This is a genomic window from Massilia sp. (assembly GCF_032106685.1).
Taxonomy (GTDB): domain Bacteria; phylum Pseudomonadota; class Gammaproteobacteria; order Burkholderiales; family Burkholderiaceae_D; genus Telluria.
On the sequence record NZ_DAMCPG010000041.1, the window covers coordinates 19,520 to 43,491 of the forward strand.

The following is a 23,972-nucleotide window of genomic DNA, read 5'->3' on the forward strand; positions in this document are numbered from 1 at the left end:
CAACGGATTCGCATTGTGCTGCACGGCGCCCAGAATAACAAGAAAACACGCGCCCTCTGCCCAGCGCTTGCCCGACAGATTTCTATCATCAAGTAAGGGTGTTTTACCATGACTAACCTGTCTCAAGCAGCATCATTGAAGGAGCCTGAACAGGGCAATGGCGTGTACGTTGCCTCGTTCGAAAACCTGCGCATGACCGATGTCGAATCGGTCGGCGGCAAGAACGCCTCGCTCGGCGAAATGATCAGCCAGCTTGCCGAAGCCGGCGTGCGCGTGCCGACCGGCTTCGCCACCACGGCCCAGGCCTTCCGCGATTTCCTCGGCCATTCGATCGACGGCGCCGGTGGTCAAACTGCGTCGCTGGCCGACCGCATCGCCACCCGCCTGGAAGGCCTGGACATCGACGACGTGCGCGCGCTCGCCGCCGCCGGCCAGGAAATCCGCCAGTGGATCGACGACACCCCGTTCCAGCCGCGCCTGGAGCAGGAAATCCGCGCCTACTACGAGCGCCTGGTCGCCGATTCCGACACCGAAATGTCCTTCGCCGTGCGCTCGTCGGCCACCGCCGAGGACCTGCCCGACGCGTCCTTCGCAGGCCAGCAGGAGACCTTCCTGAACGTGGTCGGCATCGACAACATCCTCGAAGCGATGAAGCACGTCTTCGCCTCGCTCTACAACGACCGCGCGATCTCCTACCGCGTGCACAAGGGCTTCACCCACGCCGAAGTGGCGCTGTCGGCCGGCGTGCAGCGCATGGTCCGCTCGGACACCGGCGCGGCCGGCGTCATGTTCACCATCGACACCGAGTCCGGCTTCAAGGACGTGGTCTTCATCACCTCCAGCTACGGCCTGGGCGAGACCGTGGTGCAGGGCGCGGTCAACCCGGACGAGTTCTACGTCCACAAGCCGATGCTCGAGCAGGGCAAGTCGCCCGTCATCCGCCGCAACATCGGCTCGAAACTGATCAAGATGGAATTCACCGAGGAAGCCAAGGCCGGCCGTTCGGTGCGCACCGTCGACGTGCCGATCGAGCTGCGCAACCGTTACTCGCTGACCGATGCCGAGGTGGTCGAGCTGGCCAAGTACGCCGTCATCATCGAGAACCACTATGGCCGCCCGATGGACATCGAGTGGGGCAAGGACGGCCGCGACGGCAAGCTCTACATCCTGCAGGCGCGTCCGGAAACGGTGAAGTCGCAGCAGAAGGCCACCGATGCCCAGCAGCGCTTCTCGCTGAAGGGCACCGGCACCGTACTGACCAGCGGCCGCGCGATCGGCCAGAAGATCGGCGCCGGCCCGGTGCGCGTCATCACCGACCCGTCGGAAATGGAGCGCGTGCAGCCGGGCGACGTGCTGGTGGCCGACATGACCGACCCGAACTGGGAGCCGGTCATGAAACGCGCCTCGGCCATCGTCACCAACCGCGGCGGCCGCACCTGCCACGCGGCCATCATCGCCCGTGAACTGGGCGTGCCGGCGGTCGTCGGCTGCGGCGACGCGACCGAGGCGCTGAAGGACGGCACCTTCGTTACCGTCTCCTGCGCCGAAGGCGACGAAGGCAAGATCTACGACGGCCTGCTGGAAACCGAGGTCACCGAAGTCTCGCGCGGCGAACTGCCGCCGCTCAAGACCAAGATCATGCTCAACGTCGGCAACCCGCAGCTGGCCTTCGATTTCCAGTCGGTGCCGAACGGCGGTGTCGGCCTGGCGCGCCTGGAATTCATCATCAACAACAACATCGGCGTGCACCCGAAGGCCATCCTCGAGTACCCGAACATCGACGCCGACCTGAAGAAGGCGGTCGAGTCGGTCGCGCGCGGCCACGCTTCGCCGAAGGCCTTCTACGTCGACAAGCTGGCCGAAGGCGTGGCGACGATTGCCGCCGCCTTCTGGCCGAAGCCCGTCATCGTGCGCCTGTCCGACTTCAAGTCGAACGAGTACAAGAAGCTGATCGGCGGTTCGCGCTACGAGCCGGACGAAGAGAACCCGATGCTGGGCTTCCGCGGCGCCGCGCGCTACCTTGCCGAGGACTTCGCCGAATCGTTCGAGATGGAATGCCTGGCCATGAAGCGCGTGCGCGAAGAGATGGGCCTGACCAACGTCGAGCTCATGATCCCGTTCGTACGTACCCTGGGCCAGGCCGAGAAGGTCATCGAGCTGCTGGCGAAGTACGGCCTGAAGCGCGGCGAGAACGGCCTGCGCGTCATCATGATGTGCGAAGTGCCGTCGAACGCCATCCTGGCCGAGCAGTTCCTGCAGTACTTCGACGGCTTCTCGATCGGCTCGAACGACCTGACCCAGCTCACCCTGGGCCTGGACCGCGACTCCGGCATGGAGCTCCTGGCCAAGGACTTCGACGAGCGCGACCCGGCCGTGAAAGCCATGCTGAGCCTCGCCATCAAGGCCTGCCGCGCGCAGGGCAAGTACATCGGCATCTGCGGCCAGGGCCCGTCGGACAACCCGGACTTCGCGGTCTGGCTGATGGAGCAGGGCATCGAATCGATGTCGCTCAATCCCGACTCGGTGATCGAGACCTGGCAGAAGCTGGCGTCGATGTAATCCGCGGCGACCCGCAACGAAAAAACCCGTCGGCCTCGCGGCCGGCGGGTTTTTTTATTGCCTTACCCCTTGCATGGCGGCGCATACCGTCATGCGGGCCCTGCATCAGACGTGACGGCACTCCATCAGGCACTGGCGCTCGACCAGCAGGCAGTTGTTGCCTGCAGCTTCGGTTTCGCAGTTCTGGCGTTCGAACGCGCAGTACTCGCGGCATGCGAGATCATCCATATGCGTTGCGCCGGCGCTGGCGGCCAGGCCAAGGGTGAACAGGAACAGTGCAATTTTTCGATTCATTTTGTCTCCGGTGATCAATGGTGCGAATCGGGCGATTCGCTCGTTGTAATCCATCGAATGAGGTGTGCCCGATACGAGCTATTGTTAAAGCGCGTCATCCGATGTGTAACGACCTTATCACAGGAGAAACCGGAAAACATCTTGCAGTGCATTAATTCCGGCTTTTCAGCCTAAAAAGACGCGATATTATTCCCTGTGCATAGCCGGGATCGCGTATCGGCATTGCCGATATGGCTGCAACGACATTCGTTTCGTGCCCATCAACCCGCCGGACGGTTGCCCGCCGGGTTGGATCTGGCGTTCGGCGTTTTCATGGCGCCGCATACGACGCCATGGCCCTTCGTCAAACGTGCATGCAATCGCTCCAGCACCCGTACTGGGCGTACTGGCAATCGGCGCCGCCTTCGGCTTCGCAGTTCTTGTATTGCATTTCGCAATACTCGCGGCAGGCGGTCTCATCCATATATCCCCCCAGATGTCCTGCGTTGGCCGATGCGGCAAGACCGATGGCGAACAGGAACATCGCGATTTTTCGATTCATGTTGTCTCCGTAATTGAATGGCGCGAATCGCAGCCGATTCGCCTGTTGTGGTCGCCGAATGGGATTCATCACTAGCAATACATGGTGGAAGCTTCCATATTCGACGCGTATTGACACTAGCACAGGAAAAACCAGGAAACATCTTGCAATGCATCAATTCAATGGTATTTCGCCGAAAATGCCTGATTTTATCCGGCCCGCATACGCAAACCGGTGCCGCCAGTTTTTGCGCCGGAAGTTTCCGTCATTTCGGGGCCATGATAAATCGATTGACTCGGCGATCGAGATCGTGAGATTTTCGACTGCCTCGTTTGCCTGGCATGGTGGCGAGCTTTTTTTGTGCGAGAAAGGAATGGAAATGAAAGCTTTATTCAGCGTTGTCGCTTTGCTCGGTCTGGTCCTGGCGGGCGCCGCCGTGGCGCAGGACACCGGCTTCTGCAAGGCCGAATGCGATACCGCGCGGACGCAATGCACGGCCAATACCGGCAAGGCGTCCGGCGACGAGGCCGTCCTGCTGTTGAAGAACGAGGAAACCAACCCGCTGGCGCGCACCGCGCAAGGCGCCGTGACCTCGACCGGCAACCTGGCCCTCGAGCGCAGCGGCCAGCAGCACCGGCGCGCCCAGCAACTGGGCATCTGCGACGACAAATACCAGCGCTGCACCCGCGCCTGCGCGGCCGGCAACAACGGTTCGCCTATCATCCGCAAGCGCGCCAACGCCGGCTGAACGCGCCGGCCCCCTGGCCCGACCGTCGCCCGGGCTCAGGCGGGCAGCAGCATGGCCACGGCAGCCGCCAGCATGACGGCGATGCCGCACCAGCCGACCACGGTGTGGCGCAGGCTGAGCGTGTAGCTGCCCATGATCTTGCGGTTATGCGCCAGCAGCATCATGACGATCATGATCGGCACCGCGATCACGCCGTTGATCTGGGCCGACAGCACCAGGGCCGCGATCGGGTCGATCGGCGCGAAGTCGAGCAGGGCGCCGCCCAGTGTCGCCAGCGCGACGATCGCGTAGAAACGGCGCGCCTCCATCAGCTTCAGGTCCATGCCGTTGCGCCAGTGGAAGCTCTCGGTGACGGCATAGGCGGCCGATCCGGCCAGCACCGGGACCGCCAGCATGCCGGTGCCGACGATGCCCAGCGCGAAGGCCAGGAAGGCGAAATCGCCGGCCAGCGGCCGCAAGGCCGCGGCCGCCTGGCTGGACGACACGATGTCGGTGATGCCGTGCGCGCCCAGCGTCGCCGCCGTCGTCAGCATGATGAAGAAGGCGACCAGGTTCGAAAAGCCCATGCCGGTAAGGGTGTCGGTCTTGATGCGTGCGAGCTGGCGGGCCGCGTCCGGCGGACGGGTGCGCAGGGCGCGCGCCTGCGGGGCGCTGCGGATCTCCTCGACCTCCTGCGAGGCCTGCCAGAAGAACAGGTAGGGACTGATCGTGGTGCCGAAGACGGCGACCACCAGCGCCACCGAATCGCGGGTAAAGCGGAGGTGCGGCCACACGGTGCGCGCCAGGACCTCGGCCCAGTCGAGATGCACGGCGAAGGCGGTGGCGACGTACGACAGCAGGGCCAGGGTCAGCCATTTCAGGTAGCGCACGTAGGCGGCATAGGGCAGGGCGACCTGCAGCAGCAGGCACAGCAAGCCAAAGCCCACCGCGTAGACATGCGCCGAGCCGAACCCGGTCACGAGACGCAGCGCTTCGCCCATGGCGGCGATGTCGGCCGCGATGTTGATCACGTTGGCCGCCAGCAGCAGGGCGACGACCGCGTACAGCAGCCAGGGTGGGTAGGCACGGCGGATGTTGGCGGCCAGGCCCACGCCGGTGACGCGCCCGATGCGCGCCGAGACCAGCTGGATGCCGACCATGAACGGATAGGTGAGCACCAGCGTCCACAGGGCGTTGAAGCCGAGTTGTGCGCCGGCCTGCGAATAGGTGGCGATGCCGGACGGGTCGTCGTCGGCCGCGCCGGTGATCAGGCCGGGGCCCAGCGACTTCAGGGTGGCGTTGTCGACGAGACGACGCGGCAGCGTGCGTGGCATGGGCGTGCGCGAAAGTGCGCCGGCGCGCCGCCGCCGGCCGGGTCAGGGCCCCGCGGCCGGCCAGCCGCGGGGGAAGCGGTGCTTCAGCCGTGCTTGCGGGTTTTCAGGTCCGCCATGGCGACCGAGGCCTTGTGGTGCGCCTCCTTCTTGCATGCGGTTTTTTCCGCGCCCTTCATGGTCTTGCAGGCCGCCAGCGCGGTCTTCTCGTGCTCCTTGATCTGCTTTTTCTCGGCCTTCAGGTCGGTCTTCGCCGCCGCCGGCGCGCCGGCGGGAGCGGTCGTGGCATGGGCCGTGGCGGGGGCCGGTGCGGCCGGATGGGCGGTCGTTTGCACGGCGGCGAACGAAGCGCCGGACGCCATCAGCAGCAGGGCGCCGGCGAGTTTGGATAGGGATGTCATGGTGATCTCCGGTTCGGTTCCAGGGTGAGCAAGATGCTCCCCGATCTAACGGCGCAAGCGGCCCCGGGTTGACGCCGTTGGCGCGCGCCGGCCGCGGTTTAAGCCTGGCATAAGGACCGGCCCGGCGGTGCGCGTGGCCGGCGTGACTGCTTGCGTAACAGACGTTGCCGATATGCCAAGGGGCAGCGAAAGTCGGGGTACAATGCAAACGCGTTGTCAAACGTAAATGCGCCGGAGCGGCTGTCCGGCACTTTCCGCAATCCTTGAGAAATCGAAGCGACGACATGGACGATTGGGTGAACTGGATGGTCGGCGCCGGCATCCTGGTGGTGGCCGAGCTGTTTACGGGAACGTTTTATCTGTTGATGATGGCCATCGGCCTGGCCTGCGGCGGCATCGCCGCGCTGCTCGGCCTGTCCGGCCCGGTGCAGACCCTGATCGCGGCGGCGACCGGCCTGGTCGCCACCAGCATCCTGCACCGCAGCCGTTTCGGCCGGCCGGCGAAGACGCATGCGACGCGCGACCGGAACGTCAACCTCGACATCGGCGGGCGCGTCACCGTGGATGCCTGGAACAACGGCCGCGCCCGCGTGATGTACCGCGGCGCCCTGTGGGACGTGGAGCTGGGCAGCGGCGCCATTGCCGAAGCCGGCGACTTTCGCATCGTCGAAGTGCAGGGCAATCGCCTGATCGTGGCGAATTCATAACCATAACTAATACAAGTAACTCATCTATAAGGGATGCTCATGGAACTGTCTTTCGGTACGGTGGCGCTCGTCATCTTCATCATCGCCATGGTGTTCGTGTTCACGACGATCAACGTCGTGCCGCAGCAGCACGCCTGGGTGGTCGAGCGCCTCGGCAAGTTTCACGCGGTGCTGGCGCCGGGCCTGAACATCGTCGTGCCTTTCGTCGACCGCATCGCCTACAAGCACGTGCTGAAGGAAATCCCGCTGGACGTCCCGCCCCAGGTCTGCATCACGCGCGACAACACCCAGCTCCAGGTCGACGGCATCCTGTATTTCCAGGTCACCGACGCGATGCGCGCCTCCTACGGCTCGTCGAACTACATCCAGGCGATTACCCAGCTGGCCCAGACCACGCTGCGCTCGGTGATTGGCAAGATGGAGCTGGACAAGACGTTTGAAGAGCGCGACCACATCAACACCACCATCGTCAACGCCATCGACGAATCGGCCGCGAACTGGGGCGTGAAGGTGCTACGCTACGAGATCAAGGACCTGACGCCGCCGGCCGAGATCCTGCACGCGATGCAGCGCCAGATCACCGCGGAGCGCGAGAAGCGGGCCTTGATCGCGGCCTCCGAAGGGCGGCGCCAGGAGCAGATCAACATCGCCAGCGGCGAGCGCGAAGCGGCGATCGCCCGCTCCGAAGGCGAGCGCCAGGCCGCGATCAACCGCGCCCAGGGCGAGGCCAGCGCGATCGTCGCCCTGGCCGAAGCCAGCGCCGCGGCGCTGCGCCAGGTCGGCGCCGCGATCCGCGAGCCGGGCGGCGACGAGGCGATGAACCTGCGCGTGGCCGAGCACTACGTCGACGCCTTCGGCAAGCTGGCCAAGACCAACAACTCGATCATCGTGCCGGCCAACCTCGGCGAGATGAGCGGCCTGATCGCCAGCGCGATGCAGATCGTGAAGGCGCAGAAGTGACGGCTGCTTCCGGGCCTCGCGCGTCCACGCCCCGCGTGGTCGTGATCACCGGCGCCTCGGACGGCATCGGCGCCGAGATGGCGCGCCAGCTGGCCGCGCGTGAAGGGGCCGGGATCGCCCTGGTGCTGGCGGCCCGCAACGCGGTGCAACTGGACATGGTCGCGGCCGAATGCGCGGCCCACAAGGCGCAGGTGCTGGTGGTGCCGACCGACGTCTCGGTGCGCATCCAGTGCCGGCGGCTGGCGATCACGGCGGTGGAGCGCTTCGGGCGCATCGACGTGCTGGTGAATAACGCGGGACGCTCGGCGCATGCCCTGTTCGAGGAAGTCGAGGAGCTGGACTGGTACGAGGAGCTGATGCGGGTAAACCTGTGGGGGGCGATCTGGTGCACCCAGGCCGCGTTGCCGCACCTGAAGGCCGCTCGCGGAAGCATCGTCGCGGTCTCGTCGCTGGCGGGGCTGGTCGGGGTGCCGGGACGCACGGCCTACAGCGCCACCAAGTTCGCCATGACCGGCTTCTTCGAGGCGCTGCGCGCCGAACTGAAGGGCGCCGGCGTCAGCGTGACGACGGCCTATCCCGGCGTGGTCGCGACGCGCATCCGCTACCGCGGCTTCAACGCGCAGGGCGAGGAGGCCGGCGCCAGCGGGCTCAAGGAAGAGGGCGCGATGAGCGTCGAGGAATGCGCGCGCCTGATCATCGCCGGCATGGACGCGCGCAAGCGCGAAGTGGTCATGACGGCCAAGGGCAAGGTCGGGCGTTTCCTGAAACTGCTGGCTCCCGGCCTGGTCGAGAAGATGGCGCTGGCGGCGCTGGCCGACGAGCACCGGCCGCGCTGAGCGGACGCAGCGCCGACCGGCGGAACAGACGCCAGCGCGAGGGTCATCGTGAAGGGACGGACGTGATGGAGAAAGAGGCCGGATCCGGCCTGCCGCCATGGAACGCAGCGGCCGTCGCCGGTCCCGAGGGACTTGCGGCTTTCGTGCCCGCCTACGCGCCGGTACTGACGCCGCGCGGCGCGGCGCTGGCCCTGCTGGCGCTGATGTTCGTGTCGACCCTGGTCGACGCGGCCACCGAGGGTCACGACAGCGCCGCGCTGCTGCTGTGGACTTTCGTGTCCGGTTTCTCGTCCAGCTTCCTGAGCTTCTACTGGTTCCGCCTGGACCGCGAACAGCGCGGCTGGCCGCGCTCGCGCTGGCTGAGCATCGCGGTCATCTTCCTGACGCCGCTCGCCGTTCCCTGGTACATCGCGCGCAGCCGGCCGCGCGGGCGCAAGCTGCGCGGCGTGTTGCGCTTCTTCGGCTATCTGCTGCTGGTGCTGCTGGCCTCGGCGCTGGGCGGGATGCTGGCGCTGGTGCTCTCGTAGGGTGGGCGGCTTGGCCGCCCACGCGTCGATCGCTATCGTCTCCCGGTTCGAGCGCGGTGATGTGGCCGGCAACGATCGCCGCGTGGGCACGGCGTGCCCACCCTACGGATCTCCTCAGAAGTCGATCGACCCCGACACCACCAGCGTGCGCGGCGCGCCGGCGACCAGGTAGCCGTAGCCCGGGTAGCCGCCCGCGGACGCCCAGTAGTTCTTGTCGGTGACGTTGTCGATGCGCGCGCGCAGCGTGACGTCGCGGTCCATCATTCGCGTGGTCCAGGTGGCGCCGATGTCCAGGCGCGCCCAGGACGGCACCTTCTGGGTGTTGGCGACGTCCGCGTACTGGCTCGCCGTGTAGACCGCGCGCGCGTTCAGCGACAGGCCCGGCACGGTCGGGACGTCCCAGTCGGCGCCCAGGTTCACCTGGATTTCCGGCACACCGATCGCCTCGTAGCCGTCGGTGGCGCCGCCCAGGGTGTTGCGCTGCTCGGTGTCGAGCAGGGTGGCGCCGCCCAGCAGGCGCAGGCCTTTCGTCGGCACGCCGAACACCGACAGCTCGACGCCGCGGTTGCGCTGCTCGCCGAAGGTGCCGAAGGTATTGTCCAGGACGTAGGCCTGCGGCTGGCCGGTCGTGAACAGGGCGACGCTGCCGCCCAGCTTGCCGCCGTCGACCTTGACGCCGACTTCCTTCTGGCGCGAGACATACGGCGCCAGCGGCACGCCTTCGTTGGTCAGCGGCGGACCGAAACCGCCGCTCGAGGCCGACCCGCCCTGCTGCAGCGCTTCGATATAGTTCGCGTACAGCGAGACACCCTTTGCCGGCTTGTAGACCAGGCCAGCTACTGGCGTATTCGCGCTCTTCTCGTATCGCGTGCTCTGCGCGCCCGTTACGTAGTCGTAGCCGTCATCCTTGAGCCGCTGGTGCCGCACGCCCACCGTCAGCAGCACGGTATCGTCCGCGAACGACAGGGTGTCTGCAATCGCCGCGCTCGACAGGATGGTCTTGCGGGTCAGCAGGGGATCGTTCATGTCGCCGCCGAAGTCCCAGGCGTCCGCCGGCGGCGCCGCCACGTCCACCGGGCGGTAGATGTTGGTCGACCAGCCGCCGAAGTCGCCCAGCGCGTAGGCGTTCTTCGACTCCGAATGGAAGCCCGAGACCGTCGCCGACAAGCCGTGTTTCACGGAACCGGTGCGCAGGTCGGTGCGCGCGCCGATCTCGCCGGTCCTGACCTCGTCCTCGCGCACGTTGTCGAAGCGGGTCATGTTGGCGCTGCCGTCCACCGCCTTCACGGTGGCCGAGGCCAGGATGTTCGACTCGTCGCCACGGCGCAGGCCCAGCGCGGCCCAGGCCACGCTGTTGGCGCCCAGGTCGGCCTCGGCGCGCAGGGTGCCGAACACGTCGCGCTCCTTCGACTCGGTCCAGGGCTGGGCCCAGTTGCTGCTCGCGTCCGGCGCCGCGACGATCGGCAGGGCCGCGTCCACCGTCACGCTGGGACGCGCGTTGTAGAGCTTGTGGTCCTGGTAGCCGGCGTCGGCCGAGACGCGGTAGCCGTCGCCGCGCCAGTCGGCGCCGATCGAGAACACGCTCAGCTGGCGCTCCTCGCGGTCGATCGCGGTCTCGCCGTCGCGGCGCACGGCGTTGATGCGCAGGCCGCCGCGATTGTCCGGGCCGAAGCGGCGCGCGATGTCGGCCGCCGCGTAGCCCTGGCCGCCGGATTCGACGCCCAGCGTGAGCTGGTTCAGCGGCGCGTTCGGGGCGCGCTTGGGCAGCAGGTTGATCATGCCGCCGATGCCGCCGCCACCCGGCGCCGCGCCGTTGACGAAGCTGTTCGCCCCGCGGAAGACCTCGACCCGCTCCAGCAGCTCGGAAGCGACGAACTGGCGCGGCAGCAGGCCGTACAGGCCGTTGTAGGCCAGGTCGTCCGAGTTCACCGCGAAGCCGCGGATCACGTACAGCTCCTGGTAGTTGCCGAAGCCGCGCGCGACGCGCACCGACGGGTCGTTCTGCACCACGTCGGCCACGCTGCGCGCCTGCTGGTCCTGGATCAGCGCATGCGTGTAGTTGGTGGTGTTGAAGGGCGCGTCCATGATGTCGACGTTGCCCAGCAGGCCAAGGCGGCCGCCGCGCGCGACCTGGCCGCCGGCGTAGTCCTTCGGCAAGCCCTGGGCCGAGGCATCGGCCGAGGCGGTGACGACCACGGTCTGCATCGCGGGCTCGCTTGCGGCCTGCGTCGTCGCCTGTTCTGGAGTCTGGTTTTGCGCATGGGCGTGGCCGGCAAGGAGGAGGGCGGCGCCGAGGGCGAGGGGAGTCAGGCGGAAAGTCGTGTAGGTCATGTGCGGCGGTCTTGTTGTTAGATGAGAACGGTTCTCATTATTATGCGCGCAAAGCTTGCGGCTGTAAATGAGAACCATTATTATCTGCAGCTCATCGTCCGTCCCGAACCACAATGTCCAATCAATCCCTGCGCCGCTGGAGCTGGATCCACAAGTGGAGCAGCCTGGTCTGCACCGTCTTCATGCTCCTGCTGTGCCTGACCGGCCTGCCGCTGATCTTCCATCACGAGATCGGCCACCTGCTGGGCAACGACGTCGACGTTCCGGCCCTCGCGCCCGAGGTCGCGGCGAACCCGCCGCGCGCCAACCTCGACGACGTGATCGCCGCCGGCAAGGCCCTGTACCCGGGCAAGATCATGATGTACATGTCGCAGGAGATCGACGAGCCGGCGATCTGGAACGTGACCCTGGGCGACCACCCGACCGACGAGCACTACAAGCCGATCGCGGTCGACGCGCGCACCGCGAAAGTCATCGCCGAGCCGGCCTTCGAGGGCGGCGCCTTCATGTCGACCATGCTGCGCCTGCACGTCGACATGTTCGCCGGCCTGCCGGGCATGCTCTTCCTCGGCTTCATGGGCCTGCTCCTGATCGTCGCCATCGTCAGCGGCGTGGTGCTGTACGCGCCCTTCATGCGCAAGCTCGAATTCGGCACCGTGCGCGAGGGCCGCACCAAGCGCCTGAAATGGCTGGACCTGCACAACCTGCTCGGCATCGTCACCCTGACCTGGGCGCTGGTGGTCGGCGCCACCGGGGTGGTCAACACCCTGGCCGACGTGCTGCTGAAGGTCTGGCAGGCAACCGAGATCGCCGCCATGCTCGAGCCCTACAAGGACGCGAAACCGCCCGAACGCATGGCCTCGATGGACGCGGCCGTGAAAACGGCGATGGCCGCCGAGCCCGGCATGCAGGTCGCCTTCGTCGCCTTCCCCGGCACGCCCTTCGCCAGTCCGCACCACTATGGCGTGTTCATGCGCGGCGACCAGGCCTTTTCGTCGCGCCTGTACAAGCCGGTGCTGATCGATGCCGAAACCGGCGTCATCACCGACCACCGCGACCTGCCTTGGTACCTGACCGCGCTGCTGGTCTCGCAGCCGCTGCACTTCGGCGACTACGGCGGCGGCTGGATGAAGTTCCTGTGGGCCATGCTCGACCTGGCGACCATCGTCGTCCTCGGCAGCGGCCTCTACCTGTGGATCCGGCGTGGCCGCGGCGCGACAGCCGGCGCCAGGGCGCAAGCCGAGGCCGGCAGCAAGGCAGCGCCCGCCGCCCAGCCCGCGCTCGCGCGCAGCGGAGAATCGCGATGAACGGCCGCTTCATGGCGCTCTGGGGCATGCCCATCCTGCTCGGGGTCCTGACCGTCATCGGCCTGGTCAGCGCCTTGTTCGGCGACGGCATCTGGGACACGGTCTCGGCGCTTGCCCTGGGCGCGCCGGTGGCGGTCGGCGGCTGGTTCAGCCTGCGCCGCAGGAAGCAGGGCGGCTGACCCGGACGCGACACGGGCCGGCGCGTTCCAGCGCCGGTTCGGCGGCCGGCATGTCGCTGCATTGTTGCGGCAGTAGGCATCCGGGAACCTTGCCGTGCGGGCAGCGGAATCGCCTGGCGTGGCTTGCTGTTGCTATTTCGAGAAGTTTGCTGGAACAGCATGAAATACGCTCATCCGGGCGGTGTCCTGCGTTATAGTCACATTGTGTCAGCGTATCGCCCGCATGCCCGTCGCGCAGGTCCGTCTCTGTTGCGCGCAGTGGCCGACGACGCATTGCTGTTCGCATTCTCCTTGCCTGCCCTGGTTTCGAACATGACATCGACGATCCGCACCCGGATACAGCCTGGCTTGACGAGAACGCGCCGACCGGTGGCGCGGGTTGCATGCCGACTGTTCGCGCTCGCCATGCTGGCATGGCCACCCGGTCCAACAGCGGCCCAGACCCAGACCCCGTCCCAGGCGCCGGATGCGAACTGGGCAGCGCTGCGGCAGTCCTACTTTCCGGGCAAGCAGCTGGAGACGGCCGATTTCGTGCGCCTGACCGCCCCGGCGCGCGCGCCCAGCGGCGAACAGGTGCCTTTCGCCTTCAGCATCGACCACCCGATGACCGAACAACGGTACATCAAGTCGGTGACGCTGATCGTCGACGGCAATCCCGTGCCGCTGACGGCGGTGTTCCACTTCACTCCGGACAGCGGCAAGGCGGAGATCGCGACCCGCATCCGTTTCGAGTCCGACTCGCCCGTGCACGTCGTTGCCGAAGCGAGCGACGGCAGGTTCTACGTGAATGCGGCGCTCGTGAAGGCGTCGGGCGGCTGCGGCGGTCCGGTGGCGGGCGACAACGCGGCGGCCATGGCCGCGGCCGGGAAGATGAAGATGGCGCTCGACGGTCCGTTCAGGCCGGGCGCCGTCAACAAGGCCAGGCTCCTGGTCAAGCATCCGATGTACACTGGCCTGCAGCGCGACCTGGCGACGCATGGCTTCCGGCCCGCCTTCTTCATCGACCGGATCGAAGTCAGCTACAACGGCAAGCCTGTGCTGAAGGCGGACACCTATATCGGCATCAGCGAAGACCCGTCGATCCAGTTCAGCTTCCTGGCGCCCGAACCCGGCGCCCTGCAAGTTTCCATCCGCGACAACGAAGGCGGCCGCTTTCGCCATGCGCTGGACGTAGGGGGCTAGATGCGGGGCCTGATCCTTGCGGCCTGGCTGCTGGCGTGCGCCTGCGTCCAGGCCGGCGCGGCGCCGCTGCAGGTGGACCAAATCGCCCCGGGCGTCTGGGTGCACGTCGGGCAGCACAAGGATCTCGAGGACGGCTACGACGGCGACGTCGCCAACATCGGCTTCGTGGTCGGGCAGGAAGCGGTGGCCGTCATCGACACCGGCGGCTCTTACGCCGTCGGCATGGCCTTGCGCGAAGCGATACGGAGAATCACCCGGCTGCCGATCCGCTACGTGATCAATACCCATGTGCATCCAGACCACGTGTTCGGCAATGCCGCCTTTGTGGAGGCCGATCCCGCCGCGCCCCCGCGCCTGGTCGGGCACGCCATGCTGCCGCAGGCGATGCGCGCGCGCAGCGCGACCTATGCGCGCAACCTGGCGCGCACGTTCGGCGCGCAGGCAGGGCAGAGCAGGCTGATCCCTCCGGACCAGACGGTGGCGCGCCGCCTGACCCTGGACCTGGGCGGGCGCAAGCTGGAACTGCGCGCCTGGCCGCGCGCGCATACGGACAACGACCTGAGCGTCTTCGACGTCGCCAGCGGCACGCTGTGGACCGGCGACCTGCTCTTCGTCGAGCGCACGCCGTCCATCGACGGGGACGTCGCGGGCTGGCTCTCGGCCAGCGAGGAGTTGGCCAGGCTGCCCGCCGCCCGCACGGTTCCCGGGCATGGCCCGGTCATCCGCGACAAGAACCGGGCGCTGGCCCGGCAGCGCGACTACCTGACGGTCCTGCTGCGCGACGTCAGGGCCAGCATCCGCGGCGGCGGCGACATGGCGGCGGCAATGGAAACGGCGGCGGCGTCCGAACGGGCGCGCTGGCAGCTCTTCGATGCCGTCAACCCGCGCAACGTCAGCGCGGTCTACCCGGCCCTGGAATGGGAGTAGCGAATGGAAGCAGAACATGCGCAGGCGTGACTTTCTCGGCCTGCCCCTGGGCCTGGCCGTGCCGGCAGCTTCCGCCCTGGCCGCGCCGTCCGCCAGGCGCGGGCGGGTCGTGGTCGTCGGCGCCGGCTTCGGCGGCGCGACCGCGGCCAGGTACGTGCGCATCCTGAGCGGCGGGCGCATCGACGTCACCCTGGTCGACCAGCACGCCGCACTGGTCTCCTGCCCGGCCAGCAACCGCGTGCTGGCCGGCGAGAAGACGCTGGAGCAGCTGACCTTTGGCTACGACGCGCTGCGGCAGGCGCATGGCATCCGCTTCGTGCAGGGCCGGGTGACGGCGATCGATGCCGATAAGCGCCGCATCGTGGTAGCGGGTCGGGGCGGGCGCGACGAGCGGCTGCCGTACGACCGGCTGATCGTCGCTCCCGGCATCGATTTCATCTACGACGCCTACCCGCTGCCGGCGCGCGCGCGGCGGCAGTTTCCCCACGCCTGGAAAGCCGGTCCGCAAACGCGCATTCTCCACCGGCAGCTGGTGGCCATGCCGAACGGCGGGGTGTTCACGATCGTGATCCCGCCGCAGCCGTATCGTTGTCCGCCCGCGCCCTACGAGCGTGCCTGCCAGGTGGCGTTCTACCTGAAGACGCACAAGCCACGCTCGAAGGTGGTCGTGCTCGACGCCAATCCCGTCATCGCCTCGAAACGCATCCTGTTCGAACGGGCCTGGCGCGACCTGTACCCGGGCATGATCGACTACGTGCCCGGCAGCGAAGTGCGGCGGGTGGACCCGGCGACGAAGACCGTCAGCACCGTGTTCGACACGGTCCGGTCGGACGTGCTGAACCTGGTTCCGCCGCAGCGCGCAGGGCGGATCGCCCTCGACAGCGGCCTTGCCGATGCGGCAGGGCGCTGGTGCGAGGTTGACTTCCTCAGCTATGCATCGAAGCGCCTGCCCGGCGTGCACGTCATCGGCGACGCGATCGAGTCCGGCCTGCCGAAGTCGGCCCACATGGCCAATGCCCAGGCCGAGGTCTGCGCGCGCGCCGTGGTGGCCCTGATGCGCGATGAAGCGCCCGACCCGGCGCCGGCCTTCGACAACACCTGCTACAGCTTCGTCGACGACAGGCAGGCGATGCGCATCTCGACCCTGTACCGCTACGATCCGGCGAAGGCGAGCATGGAGGCGGTGGCCGCCGGCATCCTGTCGGACCAGCCGTCGCTGCAGGAGGGGCGGGATGCCGAAGCCTGGGCAAGGCGGATCTGGACCGACACGCTCGGCTAGCGCGGTTGCGGCCGTGATGCGGATTGCGCGCTCACGAAAGTTGTCGAAGGCTTAAGCATCTTTAAAGGAACTCCCGGTATAACACTCGACATCGACCACCCCGATCGACCCAACCTGGAGACCCGCATGAAGGACCTCATCCGCGCCAACAAAGGTTTCATCCTGTTCCTTTGCCTGTTCGGCGTGTTCCGAACGGCGGTCGCGGACTGGAACCCGATTCCGTCCTCCTCGATGCGCCCGAACCTGCTGGAAGGCGACGTGGTCTTCGTGAATCGCCTGGCCTACGACCTGAAGGTGCCGCTTACCAACGAGATCGTCGCCCACACCGGCGAGCCGCGGCGCGGCGACGTCGTCACTTTCGATTCCCCGCGCGACGGCACCCGCCTGATCAAGCGCCTGGTGGCGCTTCCCGGCGACGTGGTCGAGCTGCGCAACGAGCGCCTCGTCATCAACGGCCGCGCGGCCGGGTGGGGGCCGGTCGAGCAGGTGGTCGAGCCCTTCGGCGACGCCGGCATCCCGGCGCTGCGCGTGCGCGAGGAGATCGATGGCCGCGCGCGCCAGGTCCAGTTCGTCCCGCAGATCAGGACCCCGATGCGCAACTTTGGCCCGGTGACGGTGCCCGCCGGCCAATACCTGATGCTGGGCGATAACCGCGACAACAGCGCCGACTCGCGCTACATCGGGTTCGTTCCGCGCGACCACCTGATCGGCCGCGCCGAACGGGTGCTGGTCTCGGCCGATACCCTGGGTAACTGGATGCCGCGCTTCGAGCGCTTCGGGATGTCGTTGGGGGACTGAACGGCGATAACGGCGCGGCATGCCGCGCGCGCCGTGTCGGAAGGCGATTCACCTGGCATAAAATAATTTCGAAAAGATAACTTTTGGCGCCAGCCTGGGTTACAATGCCGCATGACCCTGCGAGGAGTAGGGGCTTCGAGCGGTGCCGCAACCGCGTCGTCCGAAAGCTTTCGATCCCTGCGTAGCCGGCTTGTCGGTCGTGCTCCGGCAAGCCGTGCCGTATTGCCGGTCACGCGCGGGTGCTGCGGCTGCCGCGGCGCGGCCGTTCGACCAAGTCCAATGCCGAGAGTTCCTGTGTCGCCCACCCACTTGTCCAGACCAGGCTTGTCCATCGACCGCCGGCGCGCCGAGTTCGCGGACCCTGCACTCGAAGCGCGTTTTCTCCAGCATGTGCTGCCGGAGCGTAACGCGCAACTGAAGGCCAGCATGCTGTTCTCGGCGGCTTTCTTCGTCGCGTTCGGCGTCACCGACATCGCGACGCTCGGCCCGACCTTCACCGCCTGGGTCCTGGTCGGCCTGCGCGTCGCGGTGGCGCTGGGCGCGCTGTGCGCCTGCGCCGCGCTTGCCCTTTACCCCGATTCGGTGCCGCTATCGGTGCGCGCGACCTGCTGCGTGCTGGTCGTGGGCCTGGCCGTGTTCCTGGTCGTGTGCTGGCATCAGCCGGCCGCCATGACCTGGAACCTGATGTCGCTGGCGCTGATCCTGATGGCGGTCTATATCGTCTTTCCGAACCGCTTCGTGTATGCGGTCGCGATCGGCTGCGGCGCCAGCCTGGCCTTTGCCGCGATGCTGCTGGTCGAGGGCGCCCTGACGCCGGAAGACCTGGTGTCGCTGCTCCTGCTGCTGGGCCTCGGAAACGGTTTGGGTTATATCGCCGCGCGGCGCCTGCAGCTTGCGCAGCGCGAGCAGTTCCGCTCCACCATGCTGCTGCAGGAGCTGGCCGACCGCGATCCCCTGACCGGCTGCCTCAACCGGCGCGTCCTCCAGGATGGCCTGCTCGACAAGGAGCTGGCCCGCGCCCGCCGCTACGGCAGCGCCTTGTCGGTGATCCTGTGCGACATCGACCATTTCAAGCGCATCAACGATACCCACGGCCACGCCGCCGGCGACCGGGTGCTGTGCGCATTCGCCGCTTTGCTGCGCACGATGACGCGCGAGACCGTCGACAGCGTCATCCGCTATGGCGGCGAGGAGTTCCTGGTGGTCCTGCCGCAGACCGAACTCGCGGGCGCGCAGGCGCTGGCCGAGCGCATCCGCGAAGCCTTCGCCAGGGCCACCTGTCCGCTCCCGGGCGGCGCGCGGGTGTGCGCGACGGCGAGTTTTGGCGTGGCGTGCGCGCCCGCGCGGCACCAGCATCCGCCGGCCGGCTTCGAGGCCCTGCTCGGCGGCGCCGACGACGAGCTGTACGCCGTCAAGCGCGGCGGGCGCAATGGGGTGCGCGGCAGGATCGTGGCGGCCGCGCCCGCGCCGCAGCGTTCGAGCGCCTGAATCCGGCGCCGGGCCTTGCGTCGGCGCAAATATCTGTACAATCGCGGACCGCGCCGCTCCCGGCGGCGCACCACGTTTCCAGAAAGCCTACCCGATGTACCGCACACTGACCGTCATCCTGGCCTGCCTCGGCATGGTCGGGGCGCTCGCGATCGACACCTATTTGCCTTCCATGCCCGCCATCGGGCGCGAGTTCGGCGTCGGCCCGGTCGCCGTCCAGCAGACGCTATCCGTCTTCCTGTTCACCTTCGCCTTCATGATGCTGTTCTACGGCACGCTCTCCGATTCCTTCGGACGGCGCCGCGTGATCCTGGGTGCGCTCGCGCTCTATACCGTCGGCTCGATCGGCGCCGCGCTGGCGCCGACCTTCGGCGTGCTGCTGGCCTGCCGCGCGCTGCAGGGGCTGTCGGCAGGCGCCGGCTCGGTGATCGGCCAGGCCATCGTGCAGGACCGGTTGAAGGGCGCCGAAGCGCAGAAAATGATGTCGAACATCATGATGGTGTTCGGCCTGGCGCCGGCCATCGCCCCCATCCTCGGCGGCTGGCTGCACGTGCACTTCGGCTGGCGCGCGACCTTCGTGTTCCTGGCCCTGTTCGGCGCCGCCCTGATCCTGCTCTGCCTGAAGCTGCTGCCCGAGAGCCTGCCGGTCGACAAGCGCCAGCCTTTCCATCCCGGCACCATCGCGCGCAACTACGGCAAGGTGCTGCGCCATCCGCAATTCCTGCTGCTCGCTCTGTCGGTGGGCCTGGCCTTCGGCGGCCTGTCGCTGTACATCGGCTCGGCGGCGAATTTCGTGATGGTGATCCTGGGCCTGCCGGAAACGGCCTTCGCCTGGATGTTCATTCCGCTGATCGGCGGCATGGTGCTGGGTTCGGCCTGGGGCGGCAAGCGCGCGGCGAAGATCGACCCCGCCAGGCTGAAATGGATCGGCTTCGGCATCATGGCGCTCGCGGCCGTGCTCAACATCGGCTACAACGCCGTGTTCCCGGCGGCCGTGCCCTGGGCCGTGATTCCGCTCGGGATCTATACCTTCGGCCTGGCGGTGGCGATGCCGGCGATCCAGATGACGGCGCTGGCGCTGTTCCCGGACAACCGCGGCCTGGCGTCCTCGATGCTCGGCTTCATCCAGATGATGTCGTTCGCGCTGGTGTCGGGCCTGGTGGCCCCGCTGCTGTTCGAGAGCGCCTTCCTGCTGGCGTGCGGAGTGGGGGTGGGGCTGGTGCTCAGTTTCCTGGCGTGGCGGGGGAGCCGGCTGGCGTGATGGGGTTCTCGCGGCCGATCCAGGGCCGCTTGAACGCGTGGACGGGAGGCCCGTCCACCCTGCACGTCAGATCATGCCCGTAGGGTGGACGGGTTCCCCGTCCACGCGTCGATCGGTCGAATCGGATTCACCGCGACGATCGGTCTTGCAATCGACCGACCGATCAACGCTTGTGCTGCTTCATCGCCGCATCGACCTCGCGCTTGGCGTCGCGGTCCTTCTCGGTGGCGCGCTTGTCGTGCTGTTTCTTGCCCTTGGCCAGGCCGATCTCGCACTTCACGCGGCCGCCCTTGAAGTGCAGGTTCAGCGGCACGAGCGTATAGCCCGAGCGCTCGACCTTGCCGACCAGCTTGTCGATCTCGGCGCGGTGCAGCATCAGCTTGCGGGTGCGCAGCGCTTCCGGGTGGCTGAAGGCGGAGGCGGTGGTCAGGGCGCTGATGTGGGCGCCGAACAGGAACAGCTCGTTGCCGCGCACGACGACATAGGCTTCCTTGATCTGGACCCGGCCTTCGCGGATCGCCTTGACTTCCCAACCTTCCAGCACGATGCCGGCCTCGTAGCGGTCCTCGATGAAGTAATCGAAAAATGCTTTCTTATTGTCAACAATGCTCATGAAATAGCGAAAATTCGCGGGTCGGTTAAACTACTGCTGTCGCGCTTGCAAAATGTAAAACGCGAGCGAAATGCAACTTATCCAACATCATAACAAACGGTTGACCAATGGCAGTAGTGCACAAATCAGTTTTCTTAGGCTATAGCGCCGAGCAGATGTTCGATCTGGTCGCGAAGGTGGAAGATTATCCGAAGTTCCTCCCGTGGTGCGGCGGCGTCAAGCTCATCGAGCGTACCGAGGACAAACTGGTCGCGAGCCTGGCCATCAACTTCCACGGCGTGAAGCAGAGCTTCACCACCGCCAACCACAACCAGCGTCCGACGCAGATGAAGATGCACCTTGTCGACGGTCCCTTCAAGATGCTGGAGGGCACCTGGAACTTCAAGGCCCTGCGCGCCGACGCCTGCAAGATCGACTTCGACCTGCATTACGAGTTCTCCAGCGTGCTGCTGGCGCAACTGGTCGGCCCGGTGTTCGGCATGATCGCCAACAGCATGGTCGATTCCTTCTGCAAGCGCGCCGAGGCGGTCTATGGTTGAAGCGCAGGCCGACATGTTCCAGGTTGTCGTCTGCTACGCGACGCCGCAGCGCGAGTTCCTGCGCACGATGCGCGTGGAGCCGGGCACGACCATCGGCCAGGCCATCGAGCGGAGCGGGGTGCTGGTCGAGTTCCCCGACATTAACCTGGTGACCCAGCCGGTCGGTCTCTACGCCAAGAAAAAGACCCTCGAGACCGTGCTGCGCGAACGCGACCGCATCGAGATCTACCGGCCCCTGATCGCCGATCCCAAGGAATCGCGCCGCAAGCGCGCGGCGAAGAAGGAAGGCGCGGCGCAGCGCCCGGCCTGATCCGGCACGTAGGGTGGGCACGGCGTGCCCACCCTACGGCTTGGCGCCGCCAGCGAATGCCGGGAATGTTCGTTACCGCATCCGGCAAACATGTAGTTGCAACGCCGCAACCAAGTAGTAACTTGTAGGTTATTTCTTGTTATCATGATGGGCTTCCTCTGGCGTCGGCATCGTTGCGCCGCCTGCCCGCGACCGTGGGCGGCATCGCACCAGGGGCGGCTTGCTTTCGCGCGTATCCCGTTTCCGTTCCCGATGCTCAGTGCACTAAGTCTCCTGTTGGTTACCACCGCGTTCTCGGTGGTCATGTTGCTGGTGCTGTCCTCGCTCGCCGGCAGCAAGGTCGACGGCGTGCGCGAATGGGGCCAGGCCAACGCGCTGGCGATCCTCGGCCTGCTGCTGTTCGCCTCGCGCGGCGTGCTGCCCGACCTGCTTTCCATCGAAGCCGCCAACGCCCTCTACCTCGCCACGATCGGCTTGATGTACACCGGCTTTCGCCGCTATTTCGGCAAGCCGGTGCCGCGCCGGCGCCTGCTCGCGGGCGGCGCCGCGACGCTGCTGCTGGTCGGCGTCTTTCATTACGGCTGGGATTCGCTGCCGCTGCGCGCGGTGGCCGTCTCCAGCTTCTACGCCTGCGTCTGCCTGGCGATCGCGGCCAGCGTGCCGGCCACGGCCGACCGCCGGCTGCGCTATCCGTTCGTGTTCACCCGGATCGCGGCCCTGGTGCTCGGCATCATCCACATCTCGCGCGCCTTGTTCTACGCCGCCGAGAGCTATTCGCCGCTGACCTTCCTCGACCCGGGGCTCTACAACCTGGTCTTCTTCGCCTTCGGCACCATGGCGCTGCCGGCCCTGACGCTGGGTGCGGTGATGATGGCCAACGCGCGCATGATTTCGGAAACCGCCTACGCCGCCGACCACGACCACCTGACCGGCGCGCCGTCGCGCCGCGCCTTCCACGCCTTCGCCGAACGCGCCCATGCGCGCGCCCAGCGCCACGGCGAGGGCCTGGCGCTGCTGCTGGTCGACGTCGACCATTTCAAGCGCATCAACGATGCCCACGGCCATGCCGTGGGCGACGAGGTGCTGCGCGAACTGGTGCGGCAGGCGCAGGAAGTGATCCGCAAGATCGACTACTGCGCGCGCCTGGGCGGGGAGGAGTTCGCCGTGCTGCTGCCGGAGACGGGTCCGGCCACCGCGCGCACGGTGGCCGAACGCCTGCGCACGGCGCTCGACCGCTCGCTGCAGCGCGCGCCTTCGGCGGCGCCGGTGGCCTACACGGTCAGCATCGGCGTGGCCATGCTGGAGCCGGGCGAGACGTTCGACGCCCTGGCGGCGCGCGCCGACGCCGCCCTGTATGCCGCCAAGTCGGCCGGACGCAATACCGTGCGCTACGCGCCTTCCGTGACAGGCGCAGCCGCTTCACCCGAGGCGGGCACGGGGACGGCGCCGGAGGCCGAAACGCGGCGTAGCGAAGTGCTTATAGACAGGAAGTAATTGCTGGCAACTTTGTTGATTTGCGTTAAGATTGCTGGTTTTAGCAGCCGTTCCGGCATGGGGCGCTCGGTGCGCTCCTCGTGAGGCACAGCCCCCGGGCATGCGCCCAGCCGTCAAGAAAGCGGTGCAAGCACGCTTTCGTTTTTCCGTTGCTCCCATGTTTAATGCCCTAAGTCTACTGCTCGTTACCACAGGCCTGTCGGTCGTCATGCTGTTCGTGCTGACCTCGCTGGCGGGCAGCGGGATCGCGGGCGTGCGCGAGTGGAGGCAGGCCAACGGGCTCGCGGTGCTGGCGCTGCTGCTGGCCGCCACGCGCGGCATCGTGCCCGACTTCCTGTCGATCGAGGTCGGCAATGCGATGCTCCTGGTGGCGATCAGCCTGATGCTGGCGGGCTTTCGGCGCCATCTCGGGCTGGCGGTGCCGGTGCGCGCGATGGTCGTCGGCGGCGCCCTGGCGCTGGCGGCGCTGGTTACCTTCCACTACGGCGTCGATTCGGTCCCGTTGCGCACGGTCTCGATGTCGATCTACCACGGCGCCGTCTGCTTCACGATCGGCTGGAGCATTTCCCTGGGTGTCGACGCCCGCCTGCGCTATTCCCATGTGTTCACGAAAGTGGTGGCCTTTGCCCTGGCCTTCGGCCACCTGGTGCGCGGAACCGCCTATGCCCTGCAGGCCGAGGTGCCGCTGAATTTCCTCGATCCGTCGACCCAGAACCTGGTGTTCTTCGCCCTGGGCACGCTGGCGCTGCCCGGCCTGACGCTGGGCGCCGTGATGATGGCGAATGCCAGGGTCATCGCGGAGACGGCCTACGCGGCCGACCACGACTACCTGACCGGCGCTCCCTCGCGCCGCGCCTTCTTTGCGCTCGCCGAACGCGAGCACGCGCGCGCCGCACGGCGCGGCGGCGCGCTGGCCTTGCTGCTGGTCGACGTCGACCACTTCAAGCGCATCAACGACACGCATGGCCACGGCGTGGGCGACCAGGTGCTGCGCGACCTGGTGCGCCAGGCCCAGGAGGTGATCCGCAAGATCGACTATTGCGCCCGCCTCGGCGGCGAGGAATTCGCCGTGCTGCTGCCGGACGCCGACCGCGACACGGCGCTGGCCGTCGCCGAACGCCTGCGCGGCGCGCTGGACCGCTCGCTGCAGCTGGCGTCGCCGCCGATCCGCGTTCCCTATACCGTCAGTATCGGCGCCGCGCTGCTCGAGCCGGGCGAAACCTTCGCCGGCCTGATGACGCGCGCCGACACCGCGCTGTATGCGGCCAAGACGGCGGGACGCAACCGGGTGATGTGCGCGCAAGCGCCGGCGCCGCTGGCGCGCGCGCAGGACGCGGTCGGCGAGGCCTGAGGCTGGCGGGCGCCGGTAACGGCGCCGCGGGAGGCGAGGGCGGCGGGCTGG

24 protein-coding genes are annotated in these 23,972 nt (G+C 67.2%); 18 read left to right on the plus strand and 6 right to left on the minus strand.

Going from position 1 to position 23,972, the window contains the following annotated elements:
- The first annotated feature begins 108 nt into the window (after window positions 1-108).
- Window positions 109-2,559 (plus strand): phosphoenolpyruvate synthase, encoded by a 2,451-nt coding sequence (gene ppsA / locus RT688_RS19070; RefSeq protein WP_313706426.1) that lies wholly within the window; start codon window positions 109-111, stop codon window positions 2,557-2,559.
- 105 nt (window positions 2,560-2,664) lie between these two features.
- Here the strand turns inward: ppsA and RT688_RS19075 are convergent, their stop codons facing one another.
- Together RT688_RS19075 and RT688_RS19080 are read right to left on the minus strand one after the other, a co-directional pair.
- Window positions 2,665-2,907 (minus strand): hypothetical protein, encoded by a 243-nt coding sequence (locus tag RT688_RS19075; RefSeq protein WP_313706427.1) that lies wholly within the window; start codon window positions 2,905-2,907, stop codon window positions 2,665-2,667.
- Window positions 2,908-3,196: 289 nt separating this feature from the next.
- Complete coding sequence (locus RT688_RS19080; RefSeq protein ID WP_313706428.1) at window positions 3,197-3,394, minus strand: hypothetical protein; 198 nt, start codon at window positions 3,392-3,394, stop codon at window positions 3,197-3,199.
- A 358-nt stretch (window positions 3,395-3,752) separates the two neighbouring features.
- Between RT688_RS19080 and RT688_RS19085 the strand changes: the two genes are divergently transcribed.
- Window positions 3,753-4,121: a hypothetical protein gene (locus RT688_RS19085; RefSeq protein WP_313706429.1), complete on the plus strand. Its 369-nt coding sequence runs from the start codon at window positions 3,753-3,755 to the stop codon at window positions 4,119-4,121.
- Window positions 4,122-4,156: 35 nt separating this feature from the next.
- Here the strand turns inward: RT688_RS19085 and RT688_RS19090 are convergent, their stop codons facing one another.
- Window positions 4,157-5,434 carry a divalent metal cation transporter gene (locus RT688_RS19090; protein WP_313706430.1) on the minus strand — a complete coding sequence of 426 codons (1,278 nt, stop codon included), beginning with the start codon at window positions 5,432-5,434 and terminating at the stop codon, window positions 4,157-4,159.
- A gap of 83 nt (window positions 5,435-5,517) precedes the next feature.
- Window positions 5,518-5,832, minus strand: coding sequence for a hypothetical protein (locus RT688_RS19095; protein ID WP_313706431.1), 315 nt, complete (start codon window positions 5,830-5,832; stop codon window positions 5,518-5,520).
- A 284-nt stretch (window positions 5,833-6,116) separates the two neighbouring features.
- Here RT688_RS19095 and RT688_RS19100 point away from each other — a divergent pair, with 284 nt between their 5' ends.
- The 4 genes from RT688_RS19100 to RT688_RS19115 all read left to right on the plus strand — a co-directional run bounded on the left by RT688_RS19100 (window position 6,117) and on the right by RT688_RS19115 (window position 8,862).
- On the plus strand, window positions 6,117-6,539 hold the full coding sequence (locus tag RT688_RS19100) for an NfeD family protein (protein ID WP_313706432.1): 423 nt from the start codon (window positions 6,117-6,119) through the stop codon (window positions 6,537-6,539).
- A 39-nt stretch (window positions 6,540-6,578) separates the two neighbouring features.
- Window positions 6,579-7,499: a stomatin-like protein gene (locus RT688_RS19105; protein ID WP_313706433.1), complete on the plus strand. Its 921-nt coding sequence runs from the start codon at window positions 6,579-6,581 to the stop codon at window positions 7,497-7,499.
- Entirely contained in the window at window positions 7,496-8,335 is an 840-nt protein-coding gene (locus RT688_RS19110; protein ID WP_313706434.1) for an SDR family oxidoreductase, read from the plus strand. The genes RT688_RS19105 and RT688_RS19110 overlap by 4 nt, the downstream gene beginning before the upstream one ends.
- A gap of 62 nt (window positions 8,336-8,397) precedes the next feature.
- Window positions 8,398-8,862, plus strand: a complete 465-nt coding sequence (locus tag RT688_RS19115; protein WP_313706435.1) for a hypothetical protein — start codon at window positions 8,398-8,400, stop codon at window positions 8,860-8,862.
- 114 nt (window positions 8,863-8,976) lie between these two features.
- Here the strand turns inward: RT688_RS19115 and RT688_RS19120 are convergent, their stop codons facing one another.
- On the minus strand, window positions 8,977-11,193 hold the full coding sequence (locus RT688_RS19120) for a TonB-dependent receptor (protein WP_313706436.1): 2,217 nt from the start codon (window positions 11,191-11,193) through the stop codon (window positions 8,977-8,979).
- 113 nt (window positions 11,194-11,306) lie between these two features.
- Here RT688_RS19120 and RT688_RS19125 point away from each other — a divergent pair, with 113 nt between their 5' ends.
- From RT688_RS19125 to RT688_RS19160, 8 genes are all read left to right on the plus strand, one after another.
- Window positions 11,307-12,500, plus strand: coding sequence for a PepSY domain-containing protein (locus RT688_RS19125; protein WP_313706437.1), 1,194 nt, complete (start codon window positions 11,307-11,309; stop codon window positions 12,498-12,500).
- Window positions 12,497-12,679 carry a hypothetical protein gene (locus RT688_RS19130; RefSeq protein ID WP_313706438.1) on the plus strand — a complete coding sequence of 61 codons (183 nt, stop codon included), beginning with the start codon at window positions 12,497-12,499 and terminating at the stop codon, window positions 12,677-12,679. Before RT688_RS19125 ends, RT688_RS19130 begins: the two co-directional genes overlap by 4 nt.
- Window positions 12,680-13,084: 405 nt before the next feature.
- Complete coding sequence (locus tag RT688_RS19135) at window positions 13,085-13,861, plus strand: quinoprotein dehydrogenase-associated SoxYZ-like carrier (protein ID WP_313706439.1); 777 nt, start codon at window positions 13,085-13,087, stop codon at window positions 13,859-13,861.
- Entirely contained in the window at window positions 13,862-14,788 is a 927-nt protein-coding gene (locus RT688_RS19140) for a quinoprotein relay system zinc metallohydrolase 2 (protein ID WP_313706440.1), read from the plus strand.
- A 16-nt stretch (window positions 14,789-14,804) separates the two neighbouring features.
- Window positions 14,805-16,067, plus strand: coding sequence for an FCSD flavin-binding domain-containing protein (locus tag RT688_RS19145; protein WP_313706441.1), 1,263 nt, complete (start codon window positions 14,805-14,807; stop codon window positions 16,065-16,067).
- A 126-nt stretch (window positions 16,068-16,193) separates the two neighbouring features.
- Window positions 16,194-16,865, plus strand: a complete 672-nt coding sequence (gene lepB, locus RT688_RS19150) for a signal peptidase I (RefSeq protein WP_313706442.1) — start codon at window positions 16,194-16,196, stop codon at window positions 16,863-16,865.
- Between the two features lie 324 nt (window positions 16,866-17,189).
- Entirely contained in the window at window positions 17,190-18,353 is a 1,164-nt protein-coding gene (locus RT688_RS19155) for a GGDEF domain-containing protein (protein WP_313706443.1), read from the plus strand.
- A gap of 94 nt (window positions 18,354-18,447) precedes the next feature.
- The gene (locus RT688_RS19160; RefSeq protein ID WP_313706444.1) at window positions 18,448-19,614 is read left to right on the plus strand and encodes a multidrug effflux MFS transporter; all 1,167 of its coding nucleotides are present in this window, start codon (window positions 18,448-18,450) and stop codon (window positions 19,612-19,614) included.
- Window positions 19,615-19,777: 163 nt separating this feature from the next.
- On the opposite strand, the gene smpB is transcribed toward RT688_RS19160, so the two are convergent.
- Window positions 19,778-20,227, minus strand: a complete 450-nt coding sequence (gene smpB / locus RT688_RS19165) for an SsrA-binding protein SmpB (protein WP_313706445.1) — start codon at window positions 20,225-20,227, stop codon at window positions 19,778-19,780.
- A 107-nt stretch (window positions 20,228-20,334) separates the two neighbouring features.
- Between smpB and RT688_RS19170 the strand changes: the two genes are divergently transcribed.
- From RT688_RS19170 to RT688_RS19185, 4 genes are all read left to right on the plus strand, one after another.
- On the plus strand, window positions 20,335-20,766 hold the full coding sequence (locus tag RT688_RS19170; protein ID WP_313706446.1) for a type II toxin-antitoxin system RatA family toxin: 432 nt from the start codon (window positions 20,335-20,337) through the stop codon (window positions 20,764-20,766).
- Window positions 20,759-21,076, plus strand: a complete 318-nt coding sequence (locus RT688_RS19175) for an RnfH family protein (protein ID WP_313706447.1) — start codon at window positions 20,759-20,761, stop codon at window positions 21,074-21,076. Before RT688_RS19170 ends, RT688_RS19175 begins: the two co-directional genes overlap by 8 nt.
- 276 nt (window positions 21,077-21,352) lie before the next feature.
- Window positions 21,353-22,570: a GGDEF domain-containing protein gene (locus RT688_RS19180; protein WP_313706448.1), complete on the plus strand. Its 1,218-nt coding sequence runs from the start codon at window positions 21,353-21,355 to the stop codon at window positions 22,568-22,570.
- A gap of 157 nt (window positions 22,571-22,727) precedes the next feature.
- Entirely contained in the window at window positions 22,728-23,921 is a 1,194-nt protein-coding gene (locus tag RT688_RS19185) for a GGDEF domain-containing protein (RefSeq protein ID WP_313706449.1), read from the plus strand.
- The last annotated feature ends 51 nt before the right edge of the window (window positions 23,922-23,972 follow it).

Coding starts and splice junctions, on each gene's coding strand:
- RT688_RS19075 (WP_313706427.1), bottom strand. CDS start 2,907: ATGGATTACAACGAGCGAATCGCCCGATTCGCACCATTGATCACCGGA.
- RT688_RS19095 (WP_313706431.1), bottom strand. CDS start 5,832: ATGACATCCCTATCCAAACTCGCCGGCGCCCTGCTGCTGATGGCGTCC.
- RT688_RS19100 (WP_313706432.1), top strand. CDS start 6,117: ATGGACGATTGGGTGAACTGGATGGTCGGCGCCGGCATCCTGGTGGTG.
- RT688_RS19175 (WP_313706447.1), top strand. CDS start 20,759: ATGGTTGAAGCGCAGGCCGACATGTTCCAGGTTGTCGTCTGCTACGCG.
- RT688_RS19135 (WP_313706439.1), top strand. CDS start 13,085: ATGCTGGCATGGCCACCCGGTCCAACAGCGGCCCAGACCCAGACCCCG.
- RT688_RS19080 (WP_313706428.1), bottom strand. CDS start 3,394: ATGAATCGAAAAATCGCGATGTTCCTGTTCGCCATCGGTCTTGCCGCA.
- RT688_RS19125 (WP_313706437.1), top strand. CDS start 11,307: ATGTCCAATCAATCCCTGCGCCGCTGGAGCTGGATCCACAAGTGGAGC.
- RT688_RS19170 (WP_313706446.1), top strand. CDS start 20,335: ATGGCAGTAGTGCACAAATCAGTTTTCTTAGGCTATAGCGCCGAGCAG.
- RT688_RS19105 (WP_313706433.1), top strand. CDS start 6,579: ATGGAACTGTCTTTCGGTACGGTGGCGCTCGTCATCTTCATCATCGCC.
- RT688_RS19140 (WP_313706440.1), top strand. CDS start 13,862: ATGCGGGGCCTGATCCTTGCGGCCTGGCTGCTGGCGTGCGCCTGCGTC.
- ppsA (WP_313706426.1), top strand. CDS start 109: ATGACTAACCTGTCTCAAGCAGCATCATTGAAGGAGCCTGAACAGGGC.
- RT688_RS19185 (WP_313706449.1), top strand. CDS start 22,728: ATGTTTAATGCCCTAAGTCTACTGCTCGTTACCACAGGCCTGTCGGTC.
- RT688_RS19130 (WP_313706438.1), top strand. CDS start 12,497: ATGAACGGCCGCTTCATGGCGCTCTGGGGCATGCCCATCCTGCTCGGG.
- RT688_RS19090 (WP_313706430.1), bottom strand. CDS start 5,434: ATGCCACGCACGCTGCCGCGTCGTCTCGTCGACAACGCCACCCTGAAG.
- lepB (WP_313706442.1), top strand. CDS start 16,194: ATGAAGGACCTCATCCGCGCCAACAAAGGTTTCATCCTGTTCCTTTGC.
- smpB (WP_313706445.1), bottom strand. CDS start 20,227: ATGAGCATTGTTGACAATAAGAAAGCATTTTTCGATTACTTCATCGAG.
- RT688_RS19085 (WP_313706429.1), top strand. CDS start 3,753: ATGAAAGCTTTATTCAGCGTTGTCGCTTTGCTCGGTCTGGTCCTGGCG.
- RT688_RS19160 (WP_313706444.1), top strand. CDS start 18,448: ATGTACCGCACACTGACCGTCATCCTGGCCTGCCTCGGCATGGTCGGG.
- RT688_RS19145 (WP_313706441.1), top strand. CDS start 14,805: ATGCGCAGGCGTGACTTTCTCGGCCTGCCCCTGGGCCTGGCCGTGCCG.
- RT688_RS19120 (WP_313706436.1), bottom strand. CDS start 11,193: ATGACCTACACGACTTTCCGCCTGACTCCCCTCGCCCTCGGCGCCGCC.